Annotated in this window: 17 protein-coding genes; 14 read left to right on the top strand and 3 right to left on the bottom strand. The window is 72.0% G+C overall.

Annotated features, from left to right (window positions below):
• The first annotated feature begins 472 nt into the window (after positions 1-472).
• The 8 genes from ACFQE5_RS11080 to ACFQE5_RS11045 all read left to right on the top strand — a co-directional run bounded on the left by ACFQE5_RS11080 (position 473) and on the right by ACFQE5_RS11045 (position 14,232).
• Positions 473-3,064: a Pls/PosA family non-ribosomal peptide synthetase gene (locus tag ACFQE5_RS11080; RefSeq protein ID WP_379584775.1), complete on the top strand. Its 2,592-nt coding sequence runs from the start codon at positions 473-475 to the stop codon at positions 3,062-3,064.
• An 11-nt stretch (positions 3,065-3,075) separates the two neighbouring features.
• Positions 3,076-6,351 carry a non-ribosomal peptide synthetase gene (locus ACFQE5_RS11075; RefSeq protein WP_379584774.1) on the top strand — a complete coding sequence of 1,092 codons (3,276 nt, stop codon included), beginning with the start codon at positions 3,076-3,078 and terminating at the stop codon, positions 6,349-6,351.
• A 23-nt stretch (positions 6,352-6,374) separates the two neighbouring features.
• Positions 6,375-7,379 carry a TauD/TfdA family dioxygenase gene (locus ACFQE5_RS11070; RefSeq protein ID WP_379584773.1) on the top strand — a complete coding sequence of 335 codons (1,005 nt, stop codon included), beginning with the start codon at positions 6,375-6,377 and terminating at the stop codon, positions 7,377-7,379.
• Positions 7,376-8,446 carry a 2,3-diaminopropionate biosynthesis protein SbnB gene (sbnB, locus tag ACFQE5_RS11065; RefSeq protein WP_379584772.1) on the top strand — a complete coding sequence of 357 codons (1,071 nt, stop codon included), beginning with the start codon at positions 7,376-7,378 and terminating at the stop codon, positions 8,444-8,446. Before ACFQE5_RS11070 ends, sbnB begins: the two co-directional genes overlap by 4 nt.
• Before the next feature lie 35 nt (positions 8,447-8,481).
• Positions 8,482-9,471 (top strand): 2,3-diaminopropionate biosynthesis protein SbnA, encoded by a 990-nt coding sequence (sbnA, locus tag ACFQE5_RS11060; RefSeq protein ID WP_379584771.1) that lies wholly within the window; start codon positions 8,482-8,484, stop codon positions 9,469-9,471.
• A 160-nt stretch (positions 9,472-9,631) separates the two neighbouring features.
• Positions 9,632-11,029, top strand: coding sequence for an ATP-binding protein (locus ACFQE5_RS11055; protein WP_379584770.1), 1,398 nt, complete (start codon positions 9,632-9,634; stop codon positions 11,027-11,029).
• Between the two features lie 58 nt (positions 11,030-11,087).
• Positions 11,088-12,239, top strand: coding sequence for an RCC1 domain-containing protein (locus tag ACFQE5_RS11050; RefSeq protein ID WP_379584769.1), 1,152 nt, complete (start codon positions 11,088-11,090; stop codon positions 12,237-12,239).
• A gap of 43 nt (positions 12,240-12,282) precedes the next feature.
• A complete protein-coding gene (locus ACFQE5_RS11045; protein ID WP_379584768.1) occupies positions 12,283-14,232 on the top strand; it encodes a hypothetical protein in 1,950 nt (649 codons plus the stop codon).
• A gap of 10 nt (positions 14,233-14,242) precedes the next feature.
• Here the strand turns inward: ACFQE5_RS11045 and ACFQE5_RS11040 are convergent, their stop codons facing one another.
• A complete protein-coding gene (locus ACFQE5_RS11040) occupies positions 14,243-15,121 on the bottom strand; it encodes a LysR family transcriptional regulator (protein ID WP_379584767.1) in 879 nt (292 codons plus the stop codon).
• 63 nt (positions 15,122-15,184) lie between these two features.
• On the opposite strand from ACFQE5_RS11040, the gene ACFQE5_RS11035 reads away from it, so the two are divergent.
• From ACFQE5_RS11035 to ACFQE5_RS11015, 5 genes are all read left to right on the top strand, one after another.
• Entirely contained in the window at positions 15,185-16,168 is a 984-nt protein-coding gene (locus tag ACFQE5_RS11035) for a bile acid:sodium symporter family protein (protein ID WP_379585059.1), read from the top strand.
• Positions 16,165-17,391 (top strand): MFS transporter, encoded by a 1,227-nt coding sequence (locus ACFQE5_RS11030; RefSeq protein WP_379584766.1) that lies wholly within the window; start codon positions 16,165-16,167, stop codon positions 17,389-17,391. Before ACFQE5_RS11035 ends, ACFQE5_RS11030 begins: the two co-directional genes overlap by 4 nt.
• A 5-nt stretch (positions 17,392-17,396) precedes the next feature.
• A complete protein-coding gene (locus ACFQE5_RS11025) occupies positions 17,397-17,573 on the top strand; it encodes a hypothetical protein (RefSeq protein WP_379584765.1) in 177 nt (58 codons plus the stop codon).
• A gap of 49 nt (positions 17,574-17,622) precedes the next feature.
• Positions 17,623-18,861, top strand: a complete 1,239-nt coding sequence (mshC, locus tag ACFQE5_RS11020) for a cysteine--1-D-myo-inosityl 2-amino-2-deoxy-alpha-D-glucopyranoside ligase (RefSeq protein ID WP_379584764.1) — start codon at positions 17,623-17,625, stop codon at positions 18,859-18,861.
• A 122-nt stretch (positions 18,862-18,983) separates the two neighbouring features.
• Positions 18,984-19,349: a DUF2237 family protein gene (locus ACFQE5_RS11015; protein ID WP_379584763.1), complete on the top strand. Its 366-nt coding sequence runs from the start codon at positions 18,984-18,986 to the stop codon at positions 19,347-19,349.
• Positions 19,350-19,367: 18 nt separating this feature from the next.
• On the opposite strand, the gene ACFQE5_RS11010 is transcribed toward ACFQE5_RS11015, so the two are convergent.
• Positions 19,368-20,402 carry an MFS transporter gene (locus tag ACFQE5_RS11010; protein WP_379584762.1) on the bottom strand — a complete coding sequence of 345 codons (1,035 nt, stop codon included), beginning with the start codon at positions 20,400-20,402 and terminating at the stop codon, positions 19,368-19,370.
• Between the two features lie 122 nt (positions 20,403-20,524).
• On the bottom strand, positions 20,525-21,421 hold the full coding sequence (locus tag ACFQE5_RS11005) for a PAC2 family protein (RefSeq protein WP_379584761.1): 897 nt from the start codon (positions 21,419-21,421) through the stop codon (positions 20,525-20,527).
• An 88-nt stretch (positions 21,422-21,509) separates the two neighbouring features.
• Here ACFQE5_RS11005 and metH point away from each other — a divergent pair, with 88 nt between their 5' ends.
• A complete protein-coding gene (gene metH / locus ACFQE5_RS11000; RefSeq protein ID WP_379585058.1) occupies positions 21,510-25,085 on the top strand; it encodes a methionine synthase in 3,576 nt (1,191 codons plus the stop codon).
• Positions 25,086-25,183: the final 98 nt, after the last annotated feature.

Raw genomic sequence — 25,183 nt, 5'->3', positions numbered from 1 at the left:
ACACCATCGTACTCAGGTCGGAAGGGGAGCCGTCCGGGGCCGAACCGGGAGCGACGAGGTCCGCATATGAGACGAGTGGGACAGCGCGGTGGATTCTCCTACCGCGACTGTCTCACGGGGGAAGGGCAATGGTGCAGCGTGTCGATGATGTTTCTCCTGGGCCTTTGTACCGATATCTGCGTTATGGGCGCGGACCCCACCCGGAGCAGGGGGCATCCCCGCCTGATCGGGGGTACGCCCTCTCGTTCGGAAAGGCACGAGGTGACCGCCTCACCGCACGTGAGCGCCGACGTGGTCGGCTGCGCTCGACGATCCGCGCGCAGGGGGAGATCACCGTGTCCGCCCGGCCTACCCGCAAACCCCGCGAACCACGGCGATGCCGACGTTTCGCGGCCGTTCCCGCGTACGACGTCCGTACCCGGTCCGGGACACCTCACGACACTTTCGACTCCTGGGGCGAGGAGAGTCCGTGATGGGAAAACCTGTCGAGGCCTTATCGGCCGTCCAGGCTGCGCCCTCAGCCGGCCCGGACGGATACGTCGGCCCGACGACCGATAGGGAACGAATCCTCGCCGAGGTCATCGCTGGTGTTGTGCACTCCGAGCGGGTGTCGATCGTCAGCAACTTCTTCGACGATCTGGGCGCCGATTCGATGATGATGACTCACTTCTGTGCCCGGGCGCGGAAACGGGGTGACCTGCCGTCGATCTCGATGAAGGACGTGTATCGAAACCCGACGATCAAAGGCCTGGCGGCGGCGCTCGAGGACACCGCGCCCGCTCCCGTCGAATCGCCGAACCCGGCGCCGGCCGAGGAAGTCAAGCCCGCCGGAACTGCGCAGTACATTCTGTGCGGGACGCTGCAGCTTCTGCTCATCCTCGGATACGTCTACGGCGGTGCGGTAGTCAGCGTCCTGGGTTACACGTGGGTCACCGCCGGGTCGAACCTGCTCGATCTGTACGCGCGAGCGGTCCTGTTCGGCGGCGCGGCATTCGCCGGAGCCTGCATTCTTCCGATTCTGGCGAAGTGGCTGCTCATCGGCCGATGGAAGCCCCAGCAGATCCGGATCTGGAGCCTGGCCTATGTCCGTTTCTGGGCGGTCAGGACGCTGGTCCGGGCGAACCCGCTGCTGCTGATCATCGGTGGCCGGTCGCGCACGAGCGCGACCTCGCCCCTCTACTCGCTCTACCTCAGGACGCTGGGCGCCAGGGTCGGGCGTGGTGTCGCGATCTACTCCCGAACCATGCCCGTCTGCACCGATCTACTCACCATCGGCGACGGCACAACCATCCGTAAGGATGCGTCCTTCACCTGCTTCCGCGCCCATGCCGGCCAGATCCAGACGGGCCCGGTCACGCTCGGCAAGGAGGTGTTCGTCGGTGAGGCGTCGGTGCTCGACATCGAGACCTCGATGGGCGACGGCGCCCAGCTCGGCCATGCCTCCACCCTGAACACCGGGCAGACCGTGCCCGACGGCGAGCGTTGGCACGGCGCACCGGCGCAGCGCGCCGACGTGGACTACTCCGTGGTCCCCGCCGCCCCGTGCGGCACCCTGCGGCGCCTCGGCTACGCCGCCGGCCAGCTGCTGGTCGCCGTGCTGATCGTCATGCCGGCGGCACTCGGTGTGCTGGCCATCCTTCTCGACGAGGCTCTGCGCAGCGGGTTCTTGGACACATCGGGGGTCGCCTTCACCTACTGGGATTTCTACCACAACGTCCTCATCGTCTCCTCGGTGCTCTATTTCGGCGCCATTCTCCTCGGCTTCCTCGTCGTGGTCACCGTTCCGCGAATACTCAACCTCGTGATCAAGCCGGACACGGTCTACCTCCTGTACGGGATTCATTACTCGATTCACCGGGCGATCGCATTCCTGACCAACCGGACGTTCTTCAGGTTGCTCTTCGGGGACAGCTCCTACATCGTCCACTACCTGCGCTGCATCGGTTACGACCTCTCCCGGGTCGACCAGACCGGGTCGAACTTCGGCACGGAGGTGATGCACGAAACCCCCTACCACGTCACCGTCGGCAGCGGGACGATGGTCGCCGACGGGTTGTCGATCATCAACGCCGACTTCTCGAGCACCTCCTTCCGCGTGTCCCGGGTGTCGATCGGACCACGCAACTTCCTCGGAAACCGCATCGCCTACCCCGCCCAGAGCACGACCGGCGAGAACTGTCTGCTCGCGACGAAGGTACTCGTCCCGATCGACGGAAACCTGCGGACGAACCAGGGACTTCTGGGGTCACCCAGCTTTGAGATTCCCCGGTCGGTCGAGCGGGACAGCCGGTTCGACCATCTGAAGAGCGGGGACAACCTGCGCCGCGGTCTTTCGGCCAAGAACCGGTACAACCTGCGCACCATGGCCCTTCTCCTGCTGGTCCGGTGGGTTCATTTCTTCGGCGTCATGCTGCTGGCCCTGGCGGTCGCGGACTACTACCGAATGTTCGGCGCGGAGGCGGTCGCTGCCGAACTTGTCATCAGCACGCTGTTCACCTTCACCTACTTCGTAGTGGTCGAACGCGCCGTTGCCCGGTTCCGGCCGCTGCGGCCACAGTTCTGCTCGATCTACAACTCCTACTTCTGGTGGCATGAGCGCTACTGGAAGCTCGTCCTTCCCGGCGCCTTGGAATTCGTCCTCAGCGGTACCCCGTTCAAGAACATCATCTCGCGGATGCTGGGCGTACGGCTCGGCCGCAAGGTCTTCGACGACGGCTGCGCCATGCCCGAGCGGACGCTGGTCAGCATCGGCGACGCCTGCACCCTCAACGCGGGAACCGCGATCCAGTGCCATTCCCAGGAGGACGGCACGTTCAAATCCGATCGCAGCACGCTCGGTTCCGGTTGCACGCTCGGGGTCGGCGCATTCGTCCACTACGGCGTGACGGTGAGCGACGGCGCGGTCCTTGCCGCGGGCTCCTTCCTCATGAAAGGCGAGGAGATGCCGCCGAATGCGCAGTGGGCGGGAAACCCGGCCAGGGAGATTCGCGACCGGCTCGGCACCGCCGCGCTGACCGGCGGGGCCGCGCTGACCGGGCCAGCAGCGCCCACCGGCGGCAGCTGAAGGGAATCCGGATGCCAACACCAGCCGATGCCGACCGAGAGTTCTGGCGCGCCGTGCTTCGGGCAGGCGGACCCACCGCGATCCCGCGCTGGAGCCGCACGCCGGTGCCGGGCCGCACCGAATACGAGACGACGATCCCCGACGAGCTCGCGACGGCGCTGCGCCGGGTGGCCGATGAGCTGGCCGTACCGCTCGGCTCGATCCTGCTGGCCGCGCACGCGAAGGTGCTGGCCGCCCTGTCCGGTGAATGCGAGATCGTGACCGGATACGTCGCCGCGGCGGGCGCTCGGACGCTGCCGTGGCGGCTCCGGACCGAGCCCGGCCCGTGGCGAGCGTTGCTCCGCGACACCCATCGCGCCGTGACGGAGTTGCTCAGGCACCAGGACTATCCGGTCGACGAGCTCCGAGGCGAACTGGGCTCGAGCGGGCCGATGTTCGAGACCACGTTCGATCCGGCCGGTGCCGGCGGCGAACCCGTGGCGGACGCCGTCCTGCACGTCGACGTCCGCGACCACGGCGATCGGCTCGCCCTTCGGCTGCGGTACCGGACCGACCTGCTCGACGCGGACTGCGCCGCCCGGATCGCCGGCTACCACCTCGCGGCGCTCGGCCTCCTCGCCACCGATCCGGATGCGCAGCACGGGCGGGCGAGCCTGCTGTCGGCGGCGGAACGCCGCTTTCAGCTCGACGGACTCGCCGGGCCGCGCCGCGAGCTGCCCGACCGTCGGTTCCACGAGCTGTTCGAGCAGCGGGTGCGCGCCCATCCGGACGCGGTCGCGGCCGTGCACGGCGACCGGCAGTGGACCTACGCCGAGCTCAACGCCCGCGCCAACCGGCTCGCGCGAGCCCTGCTGGCGCACGGACTGCGCCGCGAAGGCGTCGTCGCGGTGGTGACCGAGCGCAACCTCGACTGGATGGCCGCCGTCCTCGCCGTCTTCAAGGCCGGGGGCGTGTACCTGCCCATCGAGCCGCACTTCCCGGCGGACCGCATCGCGACCACGCTCGCCCGGGCACAGTGCGGGCTGGCGCTGATCGGGCCCGGCATGACCACGACGGCCGGCGCGGCCCGCGACCCGCTGTCCGGGGTCCGGGTGCTGGTCATCGACGCGGCCTACGACGACGCCCACGCCGACGGTGACCTCGGCATCGGCGTCGCGCCCGACCAGCTCGCCTACATCTACTTCACCTCCGGCTCCACCGGTGAGCCCAAGGGGGCGATGTGCGAGCACGCGGGCATGCTCAACCACCTCCTGGCCAAGATCGCGGACCTCGGGATCGGCGAGGGCCAGGTGGTCGCCCAGACCGCGCCCCAGTGCTTCGACATCTCGCTGTGGCAGCTGGTCTCGGCGCTTTTGGTCGGCGGGCGGACCCTGCTGGTCGGGCAGGAGATGATCCTGGACGTCCAGCGGTTCGTCGACACGATCGTCGAGGGCCGGGTCGGGGTGCTCCAGGTCGTGCCGTCCTACCTCGAGGTCGTGCTCACCTACCTGGAGGCGCACCCCCGCGCGCTGCCGGACCTGCGGTGCGTTTCGGTCACCGGGGAGGCGCTGAAACCGGAGCTGGCGCAGCGCTGGTTCGCGGCCCACCCCGGCATCACGCTGGTCAACGCCTACGGTCTGACCGAAACCTCCGACGACACCAACCACGAGGTCATGCACCGGGCGCCCGGCTCCGGCCGGGTCCCGCTCGGCCGCCCCGTCCACAACGTGCGCGTCTACGTCGTCGACGAGCACCTCGAGCCGGTGCCGCTCGGTGCCGCAGGCGAGATCGTCTTCTCCGGGATCTGTGTCGGCCGCGGGTACGTCAACGACCCCGAGCGCACCCGGCTGGCCTTCACGGCCGACCCGCACCGTCCGGGGAACCGGCTGTATCGAAGTGGCGATCAGGGCCGCTGGCGGCCCGACGGCAAGCTGGAGTTCCTCGGCCGTCGCGACACCCAGGTCAAGGTCCGCGGCTTCCGGATCGAGATCGGCGAGATCGAGAACACCCTGCTGCGGGTGCCCGGGATCCGCGACGGTGCGGTGGTCGCGGCCGAACGGGCCGATCACAGCACGCACCTGGTGGCCTTCTACGCGGCGCCCCGGCCGCTCCCGGTCGACGTCCTGCAGGACCGGCTGGGCCGGTCGCTGCCCGAGTACATGGTTCCGTCGGCCTTCCACTGGCGGGAGCGGCTGCCGCTGACGGCCAACGGCAAGATCGACAAGAAGTCGCTGGTGGCGCTCGCGGCCGGCGACGACGCCGAGGGAGGGCACGACGCGCCGCGGACGCCGACCGAGCACCGGCTGGCGGCTGCCTGGGCGGAGGTGCTCGGCATCGCGGCCGGCCAGATCGGCCGACGGGACAACTTCTTCGACCGGGGCGGCACGTCACTGTCGGCGGTGAAGTTGGCGATCGCGATGAACCGGGAGGTGTCGCTCAAGGACGTCACCCGGTGTCCCGTCCTCACCGACCTGGCCGGACTGGTCGACGGCAGGTCCGCGCGGCGTCCCGCGGCGACGCGGCCGGCGCTGCTGCAGGCGCTCGCGGACCCGCGCGACGCGCGGGCCGGCGCCCTGGTCTGCTTCCCCTACGCAGGGGGCAACGCGGTGAACTTCCAGCCGATGGCCGCCGCGTTGCGCCCCAGCGGGGCCGCGGTGTACGCCGTCGAGCTGCCGGGCCACGACCTGGCCGCCCAGCGTGAGCCGTTCGCGCCGATGGCACAGGTGGTCGAGCAGGTCTGCGCCGAGATCGCCGAGATCACCGGGCGCGGCCGCCGCGGGCTGTGGCTGTGGGGACACTCGTCGGGCGCCGCGTTCGCGGTGGCGACCGCCCGGGCGCTGGCCGAACGCGGGGTCGACGTCCGGCGGGTGTTCCTCGGCGCGCAGCTGCTCGGTGACGCCGCCGACAGGCGGGCCGCCATCACCGAGCTGACCCGGCGCAGCGACGCCGAACTGGCCGGGGAACTCAGCGCGGACGGCGGCTACACCGCACTCGGCGGGCTGGATGCGCAGCGTGCCGACCACGTCGGCGCCGCCTACCGGCACGACTGCGTGTCGGCCCACCGCTACCTCGCCGACCTGTTGGATGCCCCACCCACGCCACGGCTGTCCGCGCCGGTCACCGTCGTCGCCGCCGCCGATGACCCGATCACGGCCGAGTTCGCCCACCGCCACCGCGACTGGCAGCTCGTGTCCGAACACGTCGCCCTGCATGAGCTCGCCGACGGCGGCCACTACTTCCCGCGCACCCGCCCGGCGGAGGCCGCCCGGGCCGTGCTGCGCGGCGCTGACCTGCTGGCCTGTCTGTGAGCACGGACTGGAAGGAGATCCCGATGGCATCCTCGCCGACGTCGCTGCTCGAGGTGGACCTGCACCCCGCACGGCCACCGATGCTGCGGGCCGAAACCGGCGGCGACCCGCTGCGCTGGGCCGCCGAGCACCGCGACGCCCTGCGTGCCGTGGTCCTCGAGCACGGCGCCGTCCTGGTCCGGGGCCTCGGGTTACACGACGTGGCCGAAATCGATGCCGTGTTCCGACGGTTGGCCGGCACCGACCTGATGACCGAGCGGGAAGCCTTCGCGGCCCGCACGACGTACGCCGACGGGCTGTACTCCTCGTCGAGGTGGCCGCCGAAGCAACCGATGTGCATGCACCACGAACTGAGCTACGCGCTCGAGTTCCCCGGTCTGATGCTCTTCGCGTGCCGCACCGCGGCCACCGACGGCGGGGCGACCGGGGTGGCCGACTCGCCGACCGTGCTCGACGCGCTGCCCGCCGAGTTGGTCGAGCGGTTCGAGCGGGAGGGTTGGCTGCTCGCACGCAACTACAACGACGAGATCGGGGCGACGTTCGCCGAGGCCTTCGGCACCGAGGACCGCGGCGCCGTCGAGGCCTACTGCCGGGCCAACGCCATCGAGTTCGACTGGCGCCCCGACGGGGGACTGCGCACCAGGCAGCGTCGCAGCGCCGTGGTCCGCCACCCGGTCACCGGTCGCCGCTGCTGGTTCAACCAGATCGCCTTCCTGAACGAATGGACGCTGGATCCGGAGGTGCGCGAGTTCCTCGTGGAGGTCTACGGCTCCGACGGGCTGCCGTTCAACACCTGTTTCGGCAACGGCGACCCGATCGGCGAGGACATCGTGGCGCTGCTCAACGAGACCTACGATGCCCGGACCGCGCGCGAGCCCTGGCAGCCCGGTGACCTGATGCTCGTCGACAACATCCGCACCGCACACAGCCGCGAGCCCTACTCGGGGTCGCGCGAGGTGCTCGTCGCGATGGCCGACGCGGTCCATCTGGCCGACTGCGCGCCGACCGTCGAGGTGACGCCTCGATGACGGCCACCCGTTCCACCGCTGCGGAGTTCACCACGTCCGCGCCGCTTCGGGCGCCATCGTTCGCGGTGATCTCCGGGGCCCAGGTCCAGCGCGCCCTGCGGGGACGTGAGCAGCAGATCGTGGACCTGGTCGGGGCCACCTACCGGCTGCACGGCGCCGGGGAGACGGTGAACCCACCGTCCTATTTCCTGCGCTTCCCGGACCGCCCGGACTCTCGGATCATCGCGCTGCCCGCCTCGATCGGGGGACCGGCCCGGGTGGACGGCCTGAAATGGATCTCCAGCGTCCCGCGGAACGTTTCGGCGGGCCTTCCTCGGGCCTCCGCGGTGGTGATCCTCAACGACCCCGACACCGGCTACCCGTTCGCCTGCCTGGAAGCCTCGATCGTCAGCGCCACCCGGACGGCCGCATCGGCGGCGCTGGCGGCTGACTGGCTCAGCCGTGGCCGAGTCCGTCCCACCCGGGTCGGGTTCCTCGGGGTGGGCCTGATCGCCCGCTATCTCCACACGTTTCTGGCCGCCACCGGCTGGTCGTTCGACGAGATCGGGGTGCACGACCTGTCCGCCGATGCCGCCGCGGGCTTTTGTGGCTACCTGCGGGGGGCGGGCGGCGGCGGACGGATCACCGTGCACGACGGCGCCGAGCAACTGATCCGCGCCAGCGATCTGGTGATCTTCGCGACGGTCGCCACCACGCCGCACGTCCACGACCTCGCGTGGTTCGACCACGACCCGGTGGTGCTGCACGTGTCGCTTCGCGACCTGGCGCCGCAGATCCTGCTCGCCTGCACCAACATCGTCGACGACATCGAGCACTGCCTGAAGGCCGGCACGTCGCCGCATCTGGCCGAGCAGCTCGCGGGCAACCGGGACTTCCTGCTCGGCACGTTGGAGGACGTGATGGCCGAGCGGGTGACGGTGCCGGCGGATCGGCCGGTGGTCTTCTCGCCGTTCGGCCTCGGGGTGCTGGACCTCGCGGTGGGCAAGTACGTCCACGACGAGGTGGCCCGATCCGGGGAGCTGCACGTCATCGACGACTTCTTCCACGACCTGCGCCGCTACGGGTAGCGGCCGATGGCACTGCGACAGATGAGGGGGCAAATGTGCCGGTTATCTCCGTTCCTCAGGGCTTCAACGAGGACGAGCTCTTCATCGATCTCCAATCGATCTTCGGCCGCTCGCTGTTCCTGAAATGCGAGGGCTTCAACTTCGCCGGATCGATCAAGCTGAAGGCCGCGACCGAGATGGTGGAGGCGGCCGAGCGGGACGGACGCCTGCGGCCCGGGGCGATCCTGGTCGAGTCCTCCTCGGGGAACCTGGGTGTGGCGCTGAGCATGCTCGCGGCGAGCAAGGGCTACCACTTCCTGTGCGTCACCGACGCCCGCTGCAACCTGTCGACCCGGTGGATGATGGAGGCGCTGGGCAGCCAGGTGCACGTGATCGCCGAGCCCTCGGCCACCGGTGGGTTCCTCGGTGCCCGGCTGGACTATGTCCGCGCGCTGTGCTCCTCCGACGAGCGCTACGTGTGGCTGAACCAGTACACCAACCCCGGGAACTGGCGGGCGCACTTCCGCACGACGGCGCCGGCGATCGCCCGCCAGTTCCCGGGGTTGGACGTGCTGTTCGTCGGAGTGGGCACGGCCGGGACCCTGATGGGCTGCGCACGCTACTTCCGGTACTGGCACCGGCCGGTGCGCATCGTCGCGGTGGACAGCGTCGGCTCGGTGGCGTTCGGGGGGACACCGGGCCGCCGGATGATCCCTGGGCTGGGTGCCAGCGTCCCCCCGGCGCTGCTCGACGAGTCGTACGTGGATGACGTGGTGCGCGTCGATGAGGCTGACACGATCCGTGCCTGCCATCGGCTGGCCGGTAAGGGATTTTTGTTCGGCGGCTCCACCGGAACGGTGGTCAGCGGCGCGATGGACTGGCTGGACCGGCAGGACGCACCCGGGCTCACGGCGGTGGCCATCGCCCCGGATCTGGGCGAGCGTTATCTCGACACCATCTACCAGACCAACTGGTTGCACGGCCTCTACGGCGAGGACGTGCTCAGCTCCGACGAGGCGGCCGTCGGTTCCCGGTCGGTCGCCTGAGCAGCGTCGGCCGTGCCGCGGCCACGGCTCCGCGGCCCCACCGCACCGGCCCAGGCAGCGGCGACACCGCCGACGGGCCGAACGGAGCGGAGGCCGACCGCAGGTCGGACGCACGGTTGGCGAGCGTTCGGTCCCGGGGCGAGGGCGTAGCGTGGTCGGCGTGCTTGCCACACCGCCTGTTGATCTTCCCCGCACGCTCGGCGAGTTGCGCGCCTCCGGCCACGAACAACGGGGCGTCAAGACCGAGATCCGCGCGAACCTGCTCGCGGCGCTGCGCGCGGGCCGGGACCCGTGGACCGGGATCGTCGGGTTCTCCGCGACGGTCCTGCCGCAGCTGGAACGGGCTCTGCTCGCCGGCCACGACGTCGTGCTGCTCGGCGAGCGCGGCCAGGGCAAGACCCGGCTGTTGCGCTCCCTGATCGGCCTGCTCGACGAGTGGACCCCCGTCATCGACGGCTCCGAGCTGGGTGAGCACCCCTACGATCCGATCACCCCCGGCTCGCGTCGCCGGGCCGCCGAGCTCGGCGACGATCTCCCGGTGAGCTGGCGGCATCGCCTCGAGCGCTACACCGAGAAGCTCGCCACACCCGATACCGCGGTGGCCGACCTCATCGGCGACGTCGATCCGGTCAAGGTCGCCGAGGGGCGGACGCTGGGCGACCCGGAGACCATCCACTACGGTCTGGTGCCCCGCGCGCACCGCGGCGTCGTCGCCATCAACGAGCTGCCCGACCTCGCCGAACGGATCCAGGTCGCGCTGCTCAACGTGATGGAGGAACGCGACATCCAGGTCCGCGGGTACACGCTGCGGCTACCGCTGGACGTGCTGCTGGTGGCCAGCGCGAACCCGGAGGACTACACCAACCGCGGGCGGATCATCACCCCGCTCAAGGACCGGTTCGGCGCCGAGGTCCGTACCCACTACCCGCTGGAGGTGTCCGACGAGGTCGCACTCGTCGAACAGGAGGCCGACCTGGTCGCCGACGTGCCGCGGCAGCTCATCGAGGTGATCGCCCGGTTCGCCCGGCTGCTGCGCGAGTCCAGCGCGGTCGACCAGGGCTCGGGGGTGTCGGCCCGGTTCGCCGTCGCCGCCGCGGAGACCGCGGCCGCGGCGGCGCTGCGCCGGGCCGCGCTCACCGGTGAGCGCCACGCCTACGCCCGGCCGATCGACCTGGAGTCGGTGCCCGCCGTGCTGCGCGGCAAGCTGGAGTTCAGCTCCGGGGAGGAGGGCCGGGAGGACGACATCCTCGAGCATCTGCTGCGCCGGGCGACCGCCGAAACCGCGCGGTCGTGGCTGCGTGGGGTCGAGCTCACCGAGCTCGCCGACGCCGTCGCCGCGCATCCGGTGTGTACCGGGGAACGCGTGCCCGCCGCGCAGGTCGTCGCCGCGCTGCCGGCCGTGCCCGCGCTGACGGCGGTCGCGACCCGGTTCGGCGTCGCGGGCACCGAGGACCCCGGTCCGATGGCCTCGGCCGCCGAGCTGACGCTGGAGTACCTGTTCCTCACCCGCAGGCTGGCCAAGGACGAGGAGCAGGACGACACCGTGACCTACCGGTAGTCCCCACCGAGGTGCACCACCGCGACCACCGGGCAGACTCCAGCCCATGATCCGTCGGATGACGCTGCGGGTATTCGCCGCAGCGGCGGCGCTGGGCGTGCTCTCCGGCTGCAGCGCGGCCGACCGGGCGGTGCTCGCCGCGCCGCGGTGCGCCGACGCCGACGCCGCCCCGCAGCCGGTCCGGCATGCGCCGGGGCGGGTCGTTGCTGTCGCCCCGGCGTTCTCCACGCCGGAGGTCACCGGCCTGATCCCCGGCTGGGACGACGTGGTCTCCGTCGCCAGCACCGGGCACACGGTCGCGGCCGTGCACGCCGACGGCACCGTCTCGGTCTACGGGCTGGGCCATCTCGGCTCGCTCGGCGACGGCGTGCGCGAGCGGCATGTCGTCACCGAGCCGCAGCCGGTGCCCGGGATCACCGACGCCGTCTCGGTCCATCCCGTCGGGTCGGCGTTCGTCGTCGTGCGGGCCGACGGGACCGTGCTGATGTGGGGCGATGCGTTTCTCGCGAACGGCGGGGTGCGCGGTGCGGCGCAGGCGCAGCCGTCCCCGGTGCCGGTGGCCGGTGCCTCCCGGATCGTCGACGTCGCGACCGGCGACCTGCAGGTGCTCGCGCTGCGGGCCGACGGGCAGGTCACCGGGTGGGGGATCAACCTCACCGACGTTCTCGGGGACCGGCAGGGAACGACGGTCCGGACCCTTCGGGACCGCCCCGGGCTGCTGGGCATCGCCAACGCCGGCGGCGCGGGGATCGGCGCGACCGGGGCGGGCGAGGTGTGCGCGTGGGGGAGCAACGTGCACGGCCTGCTCGGGGCGCAGCCGCGGGGCGGGCAGACGCCCGGCGCCGTCCGGGTCGGGGCGCTGAGCGGGATCGTGCAGGTCGCCGCGGGGACCGACGTGGCATTCGCCCTGGACGAGGCGGGCGCGGTCTGGGCGTGGGGGCGCGGGGCACAGGGTGTGCTGGGCGACGGCGACGCCTCCGACCATGTGTCGGCGGACCCGCGGCCGGTGCCGGGGCTGCCGCCGATCCGGTGGATCGGGGCGTACGGGCTGACGGCGTACGCGATCGACCGCGACGGCGGACTGTGGGCGTGGGGGTCCGGGCTGGTCGTGGGCGAGCTGGCCGCCGGGGCGGTGACGGCTCCGATCCGGATCGACCTGCCCGGTCCGGCGGCGATGGTGTCCGGCAACCACGTCCTGCTGGCGGACTGAGCACCGCGGGCGGCCCGGCCCGTCCCGGCGTAGCGTGAGCGGGATGCGACGGCGAGATCGACGGGTACGGTACGGGCCCTATCGCGACGGCCCCGATCCCCTCGCGCCCCCCGTGGACCTGCGGGCGGCCCTGAACGAGATCGGCCGCGACGTGATGGAGGGCGGCTCGCCCCGCCAGGCGCTGCAGGAGCTGCTTCGTCGCGGTCACGACGGGCGGCGCGGGTTGGACGAGCTCACCCGGCAGGTCTGGCAGCGCCGCCGCGACCTGCAGCGGGACAACCGGCTCGACGGCACGCTGGCGGAGGTCCGCGAACTCCTGCAGCGCGCGCTCGACGCCGAGCGCGCGGAGCTGGGGCGCCACGACACCGACGACGCTCGGTTCCGTGAGATGCAGCTCGACGCGCTTCCCCCCGACACCGGCGGGGCGGTCCGCGAGCTCGACTCCTACGACTGGCGGTCCGCGTCGGCCCGGCAGGCCTACCAGCAGATCCGCGACCTGCTCGGCCGGGAGCTGCTCGACCAGCGGTTCGCGGGGATGAAGGAGGCGCTGCAGAACGCCACCTCGGAGGACGTCGAGCGGATCCGCGAGATGCTCGAGGACCTGAACTCGTTGCTCGCCGACCATGCCCGGGGGCGCGACACCCCCGAGCAGTTCGCCGAGTTCATGCGTCGCCACGGCGAGTTCTTCCCGGAGAACCCGCGCACCGTCGACGAGCTGATCGACCTGCTCGCCGCGCGCGCCGCCGCCGCGCAGCGGATGCTCAACTCGATGTCGGCCCAGCAGCGCGCCGAGCTCGCCGAGCTGGCCCAGCAGGCGTTCGGCGACCCGCGGCTGATGCAGTCCCTCGCCCAGCTCGACGCCCAGCTGCAGGGGCTGCGTCCCGGCGAGGACTGGACCGGCTCGGCCCGCTTCCGCGGGGACAACCCGCTGGGCATGGGCGAGGCGACCCGGGCGCTGGAGGAGCTCGCCCAGCTCGACGCGCTGGCCGAGCAGCTCGCGCAGAGCTATCCCGGTGCCCGGCTCGAGGACATCGACCTGGAGGCGCTGGAGTCCCTGCTCGGTGAACAGGCGCGGGTGGACGCGCAGCGGCTGGCCGAGCTGGAGCGCGAGCTGACCCGCCAGGGCCTGTTCGAACGGGCGGCCGACGGCTCGCTGCAGCTGTCCCCGAAGGCGCTGCGCAGGCTGGGCGAGTCGGCGTTGCGCGAGGTCGTCGACCGGATCGGGGGACGCCGCGGGGAGCGGGAGACCCGGCGGGCCGGTGCGGCGGGTGAGCCGACCGGCGCCACCAGGCCCTGGGCGTTCGGCGACACCGAGTCCTGGAGCGTGTCCCGGACGCTGCTCAACGCGCAGCTGCGGCGGGCGAGCGGGGACGAGCGCGCGCTCGACGTCACCGACGTGGAGATCGTCGAGACCGAGCAGCGCAGCAAGGCCGCGGTGGCGCTGCTGGTCGACACGTCCTGGTCGATGGTCGCCGAGGGTCGCTGGGTGCCGATGAAGCGCACCGCGCTCGCGTTGCACCACCTCATCTCCACCCGCTTCCGCGGTGACGAGCTGGCGGTGATCGCTTTCGGCCGGCACGCCCGGACGGTCGAGCTCGGCGAGCTGGTCGGGCTCGACGGTGCCTACGTCCAGGGCACGAACCTGCACCATGCGCTGCTGCTGGCCGGGCGGCACCTGCGCCGGCATCCCGACGCGAGACCGGTGGTCCTCGCCGTCACCGACGGGGAGCCGACGGCCCACCTGGCCCCCGACGGCGAGGCGTTCTTCGACTACCCGCCCAGCCCCGCCACGATCAGTGCGACGATCGGTGAGGTCGACCGGCTCACCGGGCAGGACGCGTCGTTCACGTTCTTCCTGCTCGGCGACGACCCGCGGCTGGCCGCGTTCATGGACGGGGTGGCGCGCCGCTGCGGCGGGCGGGTGGTGGCTCCCACCGTGGACGGCCTCGGCGCCGAGGTCGTCGCCGACTATCTGCGGCGCAAGGGCCGGTGAGCGAGGCCCGTCAGCGCAGGCGGTCACCGGCGGCGAGGATGGTGGCGGCGAGCGCGCCCGCCGGGCTGTCGGCGACGGCCCGGCCGGTGAACAGCACGAAGTCGAACGACCCGAGCTCGGGCAGCTTGGCCCGCGCCGGGGCAGCCACCAGACCTGCGGGAACCAGCGACTCGGCGTGCGCCCAAACCCCCAGCCCGGCCAGGGCTGCCGCCCGCAGGCCGCTGAGACTGCCGCTGGTGCAGGTGCTCCGCCACGCCCTCCCGGCCCGCTCCAACGCGGTCACCGCGGCGGCCCGGGAGATGCTCGGCGGCGGATAGGTGACCAGCGGAACGGGCTCGTCCGGGCCCAGCCGGGGCAGATCCGGGCCGGCGACCCAGACGAACCGGTCCCGCCACACCGGGGTGCCGTGCGTCTCGCCCGGGGTCCGCTTGCCGAACACCAGGTCCAGATCGCGGTTCGCCAGCATCTGCTGAAGGGTGGCGCTGAGCCCGACCGTGAGCTCGACGTCGACGAGTGGGTGACGCAGCCGGAACTCGCGCAGGATCGTCGGCAGGCGGGTCAGCACCAGGTCCTCCGACACCCCGAACCGCAGCCTGCCGTGGACCTGCGCTCCGATGAAGTGCGCGAGCGCGCGTTCGGTCGTGTCGAGGATGCTGCGCGCGAAGTCCAGCATCGCCTCGCCGTCGGGGGTGAGCGCGACGCTGTGGGTGTCGCGGACGAACAGCGGACGGCCGGTCACCGCCTCCAGCTTGCGGACGTGCTGGCTGACCGTCGACTGCCGGATCCCGAGCCGCTCGGCGGCACGGGTGAAGCTGAGCGTCTGCGCGACGGCCAGGAACGAGCGCAGCTGCACCGGGTCGAACACCCGGGCCAGCCTATCGGGATTCATGATGACTGTCAGTCCGCCGTGCATGTTTCCGAATTGACACGGTCGGGCGAACATGGGCGGGTGCTGCGTCACCTGCGCCCGGACCCGTACCTGCTGCTGTTGCTGGTCACCGTCGGCGTCGCTTCCCTGCTGCCCGCCCGCGGCGCCGCGGCCACCATCGCCGGGCACGCCGTCACCGTCGCGATCGGCCTGCTGTTCTTCCTCTACGGCGCTCGCCTCGCCCCGCGCGCGGCGCTGGCCGGGCTGCGGCACTGGCGCCTGCACGGGACCGTGCTGGCCGCGACATTCGTGCTGTTTCCGCTGCTCGGGCTGGCCGCGCAGCTGCTGTCGCCGTCGATCCTGTCGCCGAGCCTCGCGATCGGGGTGCTGTTCCTGTGCTGCCTGCCGTCGACGGTGCAGTCCTCGATCGCATTCACCTCGGTCGCCCGGGGCAACGTGGCGGCGGCCGTCTGCGCCGCGTCGTTCTCCAACCTCGTCGGTGTGGTCGGCACGCCGCTGCTCGCGGGCCTGCTGCTGGCCGCCCACGGCGGGTTCTCCGGACGCGCCGTGATCGATATCGGGCTACAGCTGCTCGCCCCGTTCCTGCTGGGCCAGCTGCTGCGGCCCTGGATCGGCGGCTGGACCGAGCGCCACCGCCGGCTGCTCGGCGCCGTCGACCGGGGCTCGATCCTGCTGATCGTCTACGTGGCGTTCAGCGCGAGCATGACAGCCGGGATCTGGAGCCGGCTCACCCTGCCCGACCTCGCCGTGCTGCTCGCGGTCGACGCCGCGCTGCTCGCCGTCGTGCTGCTCGCCACCGTCGTCGTGCCGAGGGCGCTGGGCCTGGACCATGCCGATCGGGCCACGATCATGTTCTGCGGGTCGACCAAGAGCCTGGCCGCCGGCCTGCCGATGGCCGGTGTGCTGTTCGCCGGGCAGCCCGTCGGTCTCGTGGTGCTCCCGCTGATGCTGTTCCACCAGCTCCAGCTGATGGTGTGTGCCGCCCTGGCACCGAGGATGGCCCCACGGTCGGCGGATGCGGAGGCCCGACCCGTGCCCGTCGGGTGAGCGCGGCAGGCCCGCGGACGACCGGGGCCGGGTCGCCGCCGCGGGCGTCCCGGCTCGCCGTCGCCGCCACCTTCGCCGCGAACGGCTCGCTGTTCGGCTCGTGGACGCCGCGGATCCCGGAGGTGAAGGCCGCGCTCGGGCTGTCCGACGGGGTGCTCGGGCTGACCCTGCTGGCGCCGGGGGTGGGATCGCTGGTCACGCTGCCGCTCACCGGCTGGGTCGCGGCCCGGTGGGGGAGCGGGCGCACGACCCGCGTCGCCGTCGTGCTGCTCGTCGCCTCGGCGCTGCCGATCGCGCTGGCGGGCGGCGCCGCGACACTGGGGGCGGCGCTGTTCGGGTTCGGGATGGCGATGGGCGGCCTCGACGCGCTGATGAACGCCCAGGGGGTCACGGTCGAGCGGGCCTACGGACGATCGCTGCTGGCGTCGTTCCACGCCCTGTTCAGCCTGGGTGCGCTCGCCGGCGCCGTGGTCGGCAGCCTTGCCGCCGCACGCGAGGTTCCGCTGCTGGGACAGTTCGTTGTGCTCGGCGCGGTGTCGCTGGCGGTGGTCCTGCCGCTGTCGAGCGCCTTCCTGCCCGACCCACCGGTCCCCGAGGACGCCCCGCCCGCCCCGGTGATCGCCCTGCCCCGCGGGCCCCTGGTCCCGCTGGCGGTCGCCGCGTTCGCGGTGCTGCTCGCGGAGGGGGCGACCGCGGACTGGTCGGCGGTGCTGCTGCGTGAGTCATTCGGCGCCGAGGCGGTCGCTGCGGGCGCGGCGTTCGCGGCGTTCTCCGCGACGATGACGCTGGGCCGGATCGTCGGGGACCGGGTGCTGACCCGGCTGGGGCGGCGGCGCGCCATCCGCTGGTTCGCGGGCTGCGGTGCGGCGGGGCTGGCGGCCGGGCTCGCGTTCGCCGGGGCCTCGGGGCCGGGGCCGGCCGCGACCGTCGGGGCCGTCAGCGGGTTCGCCCTGCTCGGTGCGGGGATCTCGGTCGTGTTCCCCGCGCTGATCGCCGAGGCCGGCCGCACCGGCGTCCGGGCCGCCCCGGCCGTGGCCGCGGTGTCCACCGGCGGGTACGTCGGGTTCCTGGTCGGCCCGAGCGCCATCGGCGGGCTGGCGCAGCTCACGGCGCTGCCGGTGGCCGTCTGGTTCATCGTGCTGATCGCTGCGGTGCCCTGCCTGTGCGTGCCGAGCCGCGCGGCGGCCGGCGGTGTCGCGCGCCGTCCACGTCCGGCACCATGAACGTCGTGGAGCCTCCGCAGGCGTGCCACCTGTGCGGTGAGCGTCGCGACCTGTCCGATCCCACGTCGTTGGCCTGGGGCAACGACCGCGACGACGAGGGCCGGGTGCGCTGGCTCTGTCCCGGCTGCACGCGCGGGCACCTGCGCGATATCGAGGCTCGGCTGCCCGACCGGTGGTGGTGACCCGTCCCGGACACCTGATTCCCGCGATCCACCGCGTAAGTTGGGACGCATGCAACCCTGGGCTTCGGTCGATGTTCCCCGGCTCGAGGGCAGTGGCCCGCCGCTGCGCCTGCACGACACCGCCACGGGGCGCGTCCGGCCCACCGCACCGGGGCCCGAGGCGTTGATGTACGTCTGCGGCATCACCCCCTACGACGCCACCCATCTCGGCCACGCTGCCACCTACCTGGCCTTCGACCTGGTCAATCGGGTGTGGCGCGACCTCGGCCACGACGTGCACTACGTGCAGAACGTCACCGACATCGACGACCCGTTGCTCGAACGCGCTGCCCGCGACCAGGACGACTGGGTGGTGCTGGGGCTGCGCGAGACGGCGCTGTTCCGCGAGGACATGGAGGCGCTGCGGGTGCTGCCGCCACGGCACTTCGTCGGCGCGGTCGAGGCGATGACGGAGATCGCCGAGCTGGTCGGCAAGCTGCTGGCGGCGGGCGCGGCCTACCGAATCGACGACGCCGAGTACCCCGATGTCTACTTCGACAGCGCGGTGACCGGGAGCTTCGGCTACGAGTCGGGCTACGACGAGCACACCATGGTCCGGCTGTCCCGGGAGCGCGGCGGGGACCCGGACCGGCCGGGCAAACGGCACCCCGTCGACGCCCTGCTGTGGCGGATGGCGCGTCCCGGCGAGCCGTCCTGGGAGTCCGACCTCGGCGCGGGACGCCCCGGGTGGCATGTCGAGTGCGCGGCGATCGCGCTGAACCGGCTCGGCACGCAGATCGACGTCAACGGCGGCGGTTCGGATCTGATCTTCCCGCACCATGAGTTCGGTGCCGCGCACGTCGAGGCGCACACCGGGGTCCACCCGTTCGCCCGGCACTACACCCACGCCGCGATGATCGGCCTGGACGGCGAGAAGATGTCGAAGTCGCGGGGCAACCTGGTCTTCGTCTCCAAGCTGCGCGCGGCGGAGGTCGACCCGAACGCGATCCGGCTCGCGTTGCTGTCCGGGCACTACCGCACCGACCGCGAGTGGAGCCCGGCGCTCCTGGATGCGGCACAGGCCCGGCTGGACCGCTGGCGCGCGGCCGTCACGCTCGACGCCGCCGAACCCGGCCACGATCTCGTGGCGCGGCTGCGCACCCACCTCGCCGACGACCTGGACAGCCCCCGCGCGCTGGCCGCGGTGGACGCCTGGGCGGCCGCGACCCTGGAGCGACGCGGTGGGGACCGCACGGCGCCGGGCCTGGTCCGCACGGCCCTCGACGCGCTGCTGGGCGTCGCGCTCTGAACGCCGGTGGCCCGCAGCGTCACCGGCCGGCCCGGGCCACCGGACCATCGGTGCAGCTCACCGCGGGCTGTGAGTGCGTAACAGTGTTAGAACACTGTGACGCACTCACGGGAGGGGATGACATGGCACGCAACGTGCTCGGCGGGGAGCTCGAGACCTGCGGGACCGACCCGCTGACCGGGTTCTACCGCACGGGCTGCTGTGACACGGGGTCGCAGGACAGCGGGGTGCACACCGTATGTGCCCAGGTGACAGCCGAGTTCCTGCAGTTCAGCGTCACGGCGGGCAACGACCTCAGCACTCCGCGCCCCGAGTACGGGTTCCCCGGTCTCCGGCCGGGCGACCGCTGGTGCCTGTGCGCGCAGCGGTGGGCCGAGGCGCACGCGGCGGGCGTCGCGCCGCCGGTGGTGCTGGAGGCGACGCACGCACGCACCCTGGAGTGGATCGATCTCGCCGACCTGCGCCAGCACGCCGTACCGCAGGCCTGATCGCAGGGCCGGCTGCCCTCAGGTACGGCGGAGCGCTACCGGCACCACGAGCGCGAGCAGCGCCGCGGGCAGCACGAAGGCGATCGCCGGATCGGCCACGTAGACCGGGGTGATCACCGCCGGGGCCAGTGCCCCACCGCCGAATCGGATGGCCTGCACCACCGACATCGCCCCGCCGCGGTTGTCCGCCGACGAGCTGAGTGTCAGTGCGTTCACCCCGACGAGCACGAGCTGGGTGGCGATGCCGCCGATCGCCCAGAGCACCGCGACCACTCCGACGAACGGCGCGAACCCCAGCCCGAGCAGCAGCCCCACCCCGAGCAGCGCCCCGAACAGGACGCACCGCCGCGGTCCCACCCGGTCCACCCCGCCGCCGACGAGCCGGGCGCTGAGCAGTCCGGCCACCCCGAGGCCGGTCAGCACGAGCCCGCGCGGCCCGGCACCGACCCCGAACGCGTCCTCGAGCTGCAGGGCCACGAGGAACCCGAGCCCGGCCAGACATCCCCAGCCGATGGCGGCCACGACCCCGAGTCGCAGCACGACGGGCCGGAACGCCGAACGCAGCGACGGCCGTTCCGCCCCGGCGGTCCCGGGGGAGGTCGGAATGCCCACGAGGGCCAGCAGCACCGCCACCGCCGCGACGCCGACGAAGGCGAGATGCCAGTCGAACTCGGCGGCGAGGCCACCGATCAGCGGCGCCGAGGTCTGGCCCGCGGCCTGCAGCGACCCGAACCAACCGAGCGCCCGCCCGAGCCGCTCCGGTGCCGCGGCGGTGCCCAGCGCGGCCAGCAGCAGCGGGGTGGTGAAGGCGTTCGCGACCCCCTGGGCGGCCCGGGCGGCGAGGAACACCGAGAACGTCGTCGCGAGCACGCAGGCCGCGGACGCCACCGCGTAGCCGAGGTAGGCGCCGACGACCGTGCGCCGCCTGCCCCACCGCTCACCGAGCGTGCCGGATACGAGCATCACGGCCGCGAACGGCAGCAGATACGCGGTCAGCGACGCGGTCGCCGCCTCTGCCGACACCTCGAACGAGGTCCCCAGCTCCGGCAACATCGCGACGGTGACCCCGCCGCCGAACGGGCCCAGGAACGCGCCCGCGTACAGGCCGGCCCTGGCCAGCCGAGTTCGGAGTCGACCGGCCGAGGACCCGGCGGGTTGCGGGGGCGGTGCCGGACTCAGGACCCCGCGCCTCCCGAACCCCGCCTGCGCAGGTACCGCTCGAAGTCGGCCGCGATCGCGTCGCCGCTGGCTCCGGGCAGGTCGGAGGCGTCGGTCCGCTCCTCCTCGGAGGCCTGCTGCTCGAGCTGGCGGACGTATTCGCGGACCTCGTCGTCCGCATCGGCCATCTCGGAGACCGTGCGCTCCCATTCCTCGGCTTGTTCGGGCAGGGCGCCGAGCGGCACCTCGACATCGAGGATCTCCTCGACCCGGTGCAGCAACGCCACCGCCGCCTTGGGCACCCGGGACTGTCCGACGTAGTGCGGCACCGCGGCCCAGAACGACACGGCGGGGAGCCCGGCTTCGATGCAGGCCTGCTGGAACACCCCGACGATGCCGGTCGGTCCCTGGTAGCTCGAGGGCTCGACCCGCAGCCTGCCCACCGAGGACTTGTCGTAGGAGCTGCCGCTGACGGGGGTGGGTCGGGTGTGCGGGGTGTCGGCGAGTAGCGCACCCAAGGTGATGACCTTCGTCACACCCAGCCGATCGGCGTAGTCGAGCAGCTCGGCACAGAAGGTCCGCCAGCGCAGGTTCGGCTCGATGCCGTTGACGAGCACGACGTGCTGCCCGGTGCCCGGAAGCGTGGCCACCGACAGCCGGGTGGTCTGCCATTCGATCTTGCGGGTCACCCCCCCGGCCAACCGGATATGCGGCCGGGTGACCTGGAAGTCGTAGTACTCCTCGGGATCGATGGCCGCCAGCGGGGTGGCATCCCAGCTCAGCTCGAGGTGCTCCAGCGCGGTGCTCGCCGCCTCCCCGGCGTCGTTCCAGCCCTCGAAAGCGGCGATCATCACCGGGTCGGTGAGGGTCGGCAGATCTGGTTCCGCCCCTGGTCGCGGCTCGCGGTCGGTCATCGGTCCAGCCTACGGCCGACGAACATATCGCGAGGGTCCTGGGCCCCGAGCGGCTAACCTCTTCATCGTGGCATCTCAGACACCCGCTGTGGCTTCCCGCGAGTTCGATACCACTTTGCTCGACACCTTGGCCGAGCGCGTCGTCGTCGCCGACGGCGCCATGGGCACGATGTTGCAGGCTGTCGAGCTGACCGTGGACGACTTCGGGGGACTCGACGGCTGTAACGAGATCCTCAACGACACCCGACCAGACGTCATACAACACATCCATCGCGCCTACCTGGAGGCCGGCGCGGACGCGGTCGAGACCAACACGTTCGGGGCGAACCTGCCCAACCTCGCCGAGTACCAGATCGCCGAGCGGATCCGGGAGCTCGCCGAGAAGGGCGCGCGGCTCGCCCGCGAGGTCGCCGACGAGCTGTCGACAGCGGACCGCCCACGCTACGTGCTCGGCTCCGTCGGCCCCGGCACCAAGCTCCCGACGCTGGGCCATGAGACCTTCGCCCGGCTGCGTGACGCCTACACCGAATGCGGGCGCGGCCTGCTTGCCGGTGGTACCGACGCCTGCGTCATCGAGACCTGCCAGGACCTGCTGCAGGTCAAGGCCGCGGTGCTGGGCCTGCGCCGGGCGATGGAGCTGGAGGGTCGGCGGATCCCGCTGATCACGCAGGTCACCGTCGAGACGACCGGCACGATGCTGCTGGGCAGCGAGATCGGTGCCGCGCTCACCGCGATCGAACCGCTGGGCGTTGATCTCATCGGGCTCAACTGCGCCACCGGTCCCGCCGAGATGAGCGAGCACCTGCGCACGCTGGCCAAGCACGCCCGAATCCCGCTGTCGGTGATGCCCAACGCGGGTCTGCCACGACTGGGTCCGCGCGGCGCCGAGTACCCGCTCACCCCCGACGAGTTGGCCGAGGCGCTCGCCACGTTCGTCCGCGACTACGGGCTGCGCCTGGTCGGCGGCTGCTGTGGGACGACCCCGGAGCACGTCGCCGCGGTCGCGCAGGCCATCCCGACGGTGACCCCCGCGGCGCGCAGCCCGCGCCCGGAGCCGGGGGTGAGCTCGCTGTACTCCGCGGTGCCGTTCCGCCAGGACACCTCGGTGCTCATGGTCGGGGAGCGCACCAACGCCAACGGCTCCAAGGCCTTCCGCGAGGCGATGATCGCGGAGGCCTGGGAGGACTGTGTCGCGATCGCCCGCGAGCAGACCCGCGACGGCGCCCACATGATCGATCTGAACGTCGACTACGTCGGCCGCGACGGCGCCGCCGACATGGCGGAGCTGGCCGGTCGGCTGGCCACCGCCTCGACCCTGCCCATCATGATCGACTCTACCGAGCCCGAGGTGCTCAAGGCGGGCCTCGAGCGGCTCGGCGGGCGCTGCATCGTCAACTCGGTCAACTACGAGGACGGCGACGGCCCGGGCTCGCGGTTCCAGCGGGCGATGGCGCTGGTCCGCGAGCACGGTGCCGCGGTCGTCGCGCTGTGCATCGACGAGCAGGGGCAGGCCCGTACCGCGGAGTGGAAGGTCCGGGTGGCCGACCGGCTGATCGGCGACCTGACCACCAACCACGGGATGCGGGTCTGCGACATCGTCGTCGACACCCTGACCTTCCCGATCACCACCGGGCAGGAGGAGGTTCGCCGCGACGCGCTGGAGACCATCGAGGCCATCCGCGAGATCAAGCGGCGCCATCCGGAGGTGCAGACCACGCTGGGCATCTCCAACGTGTCCTTCGGGCTCAACGCCGCCGCCCGGCAGGTGCTCAACTCGGTGTTCCTGCACGAGTGTGTGAACGCGGGACTCGACACCGCGATCGTGCACGCGTCGAAGATCCTGCCGATGTCGAAGATCCCCGACGAGCAGCGCGCCGTCGCGCTCGATCTGGTCTATGACCGGCGCCGGACGGGGCCCGACGGGGCCTACGACCCGCTGAGCCGGTTCATGGAGCTGTTCGCCGGGGTCACGGCGTCCTCGGCCAAGGCGGGCCGGGCCGAGGAGCTCGCGGCGCTGCCGCTGTTCGAGCGGCTGGAGCGGCGCATCGTCGACGGCGAACGCGGCGGGTTGGAGGAGGATCTCGACGCGGCGCTGCGGGAGCGGCCGGCGCTGGAGATCATCAACGACACGCTGCTGGCGGGCATGAAGACGGTCGGCGACCTGTTCGGCTCCGGACAGATGCAGCTGCCCTTCGTGTTGCAGAGCGCCGAGGTGATGAAGAGCGCCGTCGCGCACCTCGAACCCCATATGGAGAAGTCCGACGCGTCGGGCAAGGGGACCATCGTGCTGGCCACGGTGAAGGGCGACGTGCACGACATCGGCAAGAACCTCGTCGACATCATCCTCAGCAACAACGGTTACACGGTCGTCAACCTCGGCATCAAGCAGCCGATCTCGGCGATCCTGGGCGCCGCCGAGGAGCACCACGCCCACGCCGTGGGCATGTCCGGACTGCTGGTCAAGTCGACGGTGGTGATGAAGGAGAACCTCCAGGAGATGAACTCCCGGGGGGTCGCGCAGCGGTTGCCGGTGTTGCTCGGCGGAGCCGCGCTGACCCGCTCCTATGTCGAGAACGATCTCTCCGAGGTCTACGAGGGGCGGGTCTCGTACGCCCGCGACGCGTTCGAGGGCCTGCGGCTGATGGACGCCACGATGGCCCGGGCCCGCGGCGACGCGCCGCAGGTCGATGCGCAGGAGGAGGCGAAGGCCGCCGAGCGCAAGGCCCGCCACGAGCGCTCCAGGCGGATCGCGGCCAAACGCAAGGCCGCCGAGGCCGAGGCGGCCGGGCCGCTTCCGGAGCGGTCCGACGTGGCCTCGGACAATCCGCTGCCCACTCCGCCGTTCTGGGGCACGCGGGTGGCGCGCGGGATCGCGCTGGCCGAGTACTCCGGCATGATCGACGAGCGCGCGCTGTTCCTCGGCCAGTGGGGGCTGCGCGGCGCCAAGGGCGGGTCCGGCCCGTCCTACGCCGAGCTTGTCGAGACCGAGGGCAGGCCGCGGCTGCGCTACTGGTTGGAGCGGCTGGCGACCGAGGGGGTGCTCGCACACGCCGCGGTCGTCTACGGGTACTTCCCGGCCGTCGCCGAACTCGACGAGCTCGTGGTCCTGACCGAGCCACGGGCCGACGCGCCCGATCGCTTCCGGTTCCGCTTCCCGCGCCAGCGGCGTGACCGGCACCTGTGCCTCGCCGACTTCTGGCGCCCGCGGGAGCTCGCCGCGGCGAACGGTGAGGTGGACGTGCTTCCCCTGCACCTGGTGACCATGGGCAGCCCGATCGCCCAGTACGCGGCGGAGCTGTTCGCCAAGGACGCCTACCGGGACTACCTGGAGGTGCACGGCCTCGGCGTGCAGCTGACCGAGGCGTTGGCCGAGTACTGGCACCGGCGGATCCGCGAGGAGCTGACCTGGCCTGCGGGCGGTTCGGTGTCGGCCGAGGACCCCGACGACGTCGAGGAGTTCTTCCGGCTCGGCTACCGCGGTGCCCGCTACTCCCTGGGTTACGGGGCGTGCCCCAACCTCGAGGACCGGCACAAGATCATCGAGCTCCTCGAGCCGACCCGGATCGGCGTCGAGCTGTCCGAGGAGCTGCAGTTGCATCCCGAGCAGTCGACCGACGCGCTGGTGTCCCACCACCCGGAGGCGAAGTACTTCAACGCAGGCTGACCACCCCTGTGAGTGCGTAACAGTGTAAGAACACTGTTACGCACTCACAGGGCATGCTGACCGGCGGTAACGATGCGGCGCGAGGAATGTCACAGGAC

Source organism: Pseudonocardia hispaniensis, assembly GCF_042658695.1.
Classification (GTDB): domain Bacteria; phylum Actinomycetota; class Actinomycetes; order Mycobacteriales; family Pseudonocardiaceae; genus Pseudonocardia; species Pseudonocardia hispaniensis.
The sequence above is the reverse complement of the archived record's forward strand: the minus strand, read 5'-3'. Positions and strand labels throughout refer to the sequence as shown.

Excerpts from the sequence above, each read along its gene's own strand:
- ACFQE5_RS11070 (WP_379584773.1), top strand. The coding sequence starts at position 6,375 with ATGGCATCCTCGCCGACGTCGCTGCTCGAGGTGGACCTGCACCCCGCA.
- ACFQE5_RS11015 (WP_379584763.1), top strand. The coding sequence starts at position 18,984 with ATGGCACGCAACGTGCTCGGCGGGGAGCTCGAGACCTGCGGGACCGAC.
- ACFQE5_RS11040 (WP_379584767.1), bottom strand. The coding sequence starts at position 15,121 with ATGAATCCCGATAGGCTGGCCCGGGTGTTCGACCCGGTGCAGCTGCGC.
- ACFQE5_RS11075 (WP_379584774.1), top strand. The coding sequence starts at position 3,076 with ATGCCAACACCAGCCGATGCCGACCGAGAGTTCTGGCGCGCCGTGCTT.
- mshC (WP_379584764.1), top strand. The coding sequence starts at position 17,623 with ATGCAACCCTGGGCTTCGGTCGATGTTCCCCGGCTCGAGGGCAGTGGC.
- ACFQE5_RS11010 (WP_379584762.1), bottom strand. The coding sequence starts at position 20,402 with ATGTTGCCGGAGCTGGGGACCTCGTTCGAGGTGTCGGCAGAGGCGGCG.
- ACFQE5_RS11045 (WP_379584768.1), top strand. The coding sequence starts at position 12,283 with ATGCGACGGCGAGATCGACGGGTACGGTACGGGCCCTATCGCGACGGC.
- ACFQE5_RS11080 (WP_379584775.1), top strand. The coding sequence starts at position 473 with ATGGGAAAACCTGTCGAGGCCTTATCGGCCGTCCAGGCTGCGCCCTCA.
- ACFQE5_RS11005 (WP_379584761.1), bottom strand. The coding sequence starts at position 21,421 with ATGACCGACCGCGAGCCGCGACCAGGGGCGGAACCAGATCTGCCGACC.
- ACFQE5_RS11050 (WP_379584769.1), top strand. The coding sequence starts at position 11,088 with ATGACGCTGCGGGTATTCGCCGCAGCGGCGGCGCTGGGCGTGCTCTCC.
- sbnB (WP_379584772.1), top strand. The coding sequence starts at position 7,376 with ATGACGGCCACCCGTTCCACCGCTGCGGAGTTCACCACGTCCGCGCCG.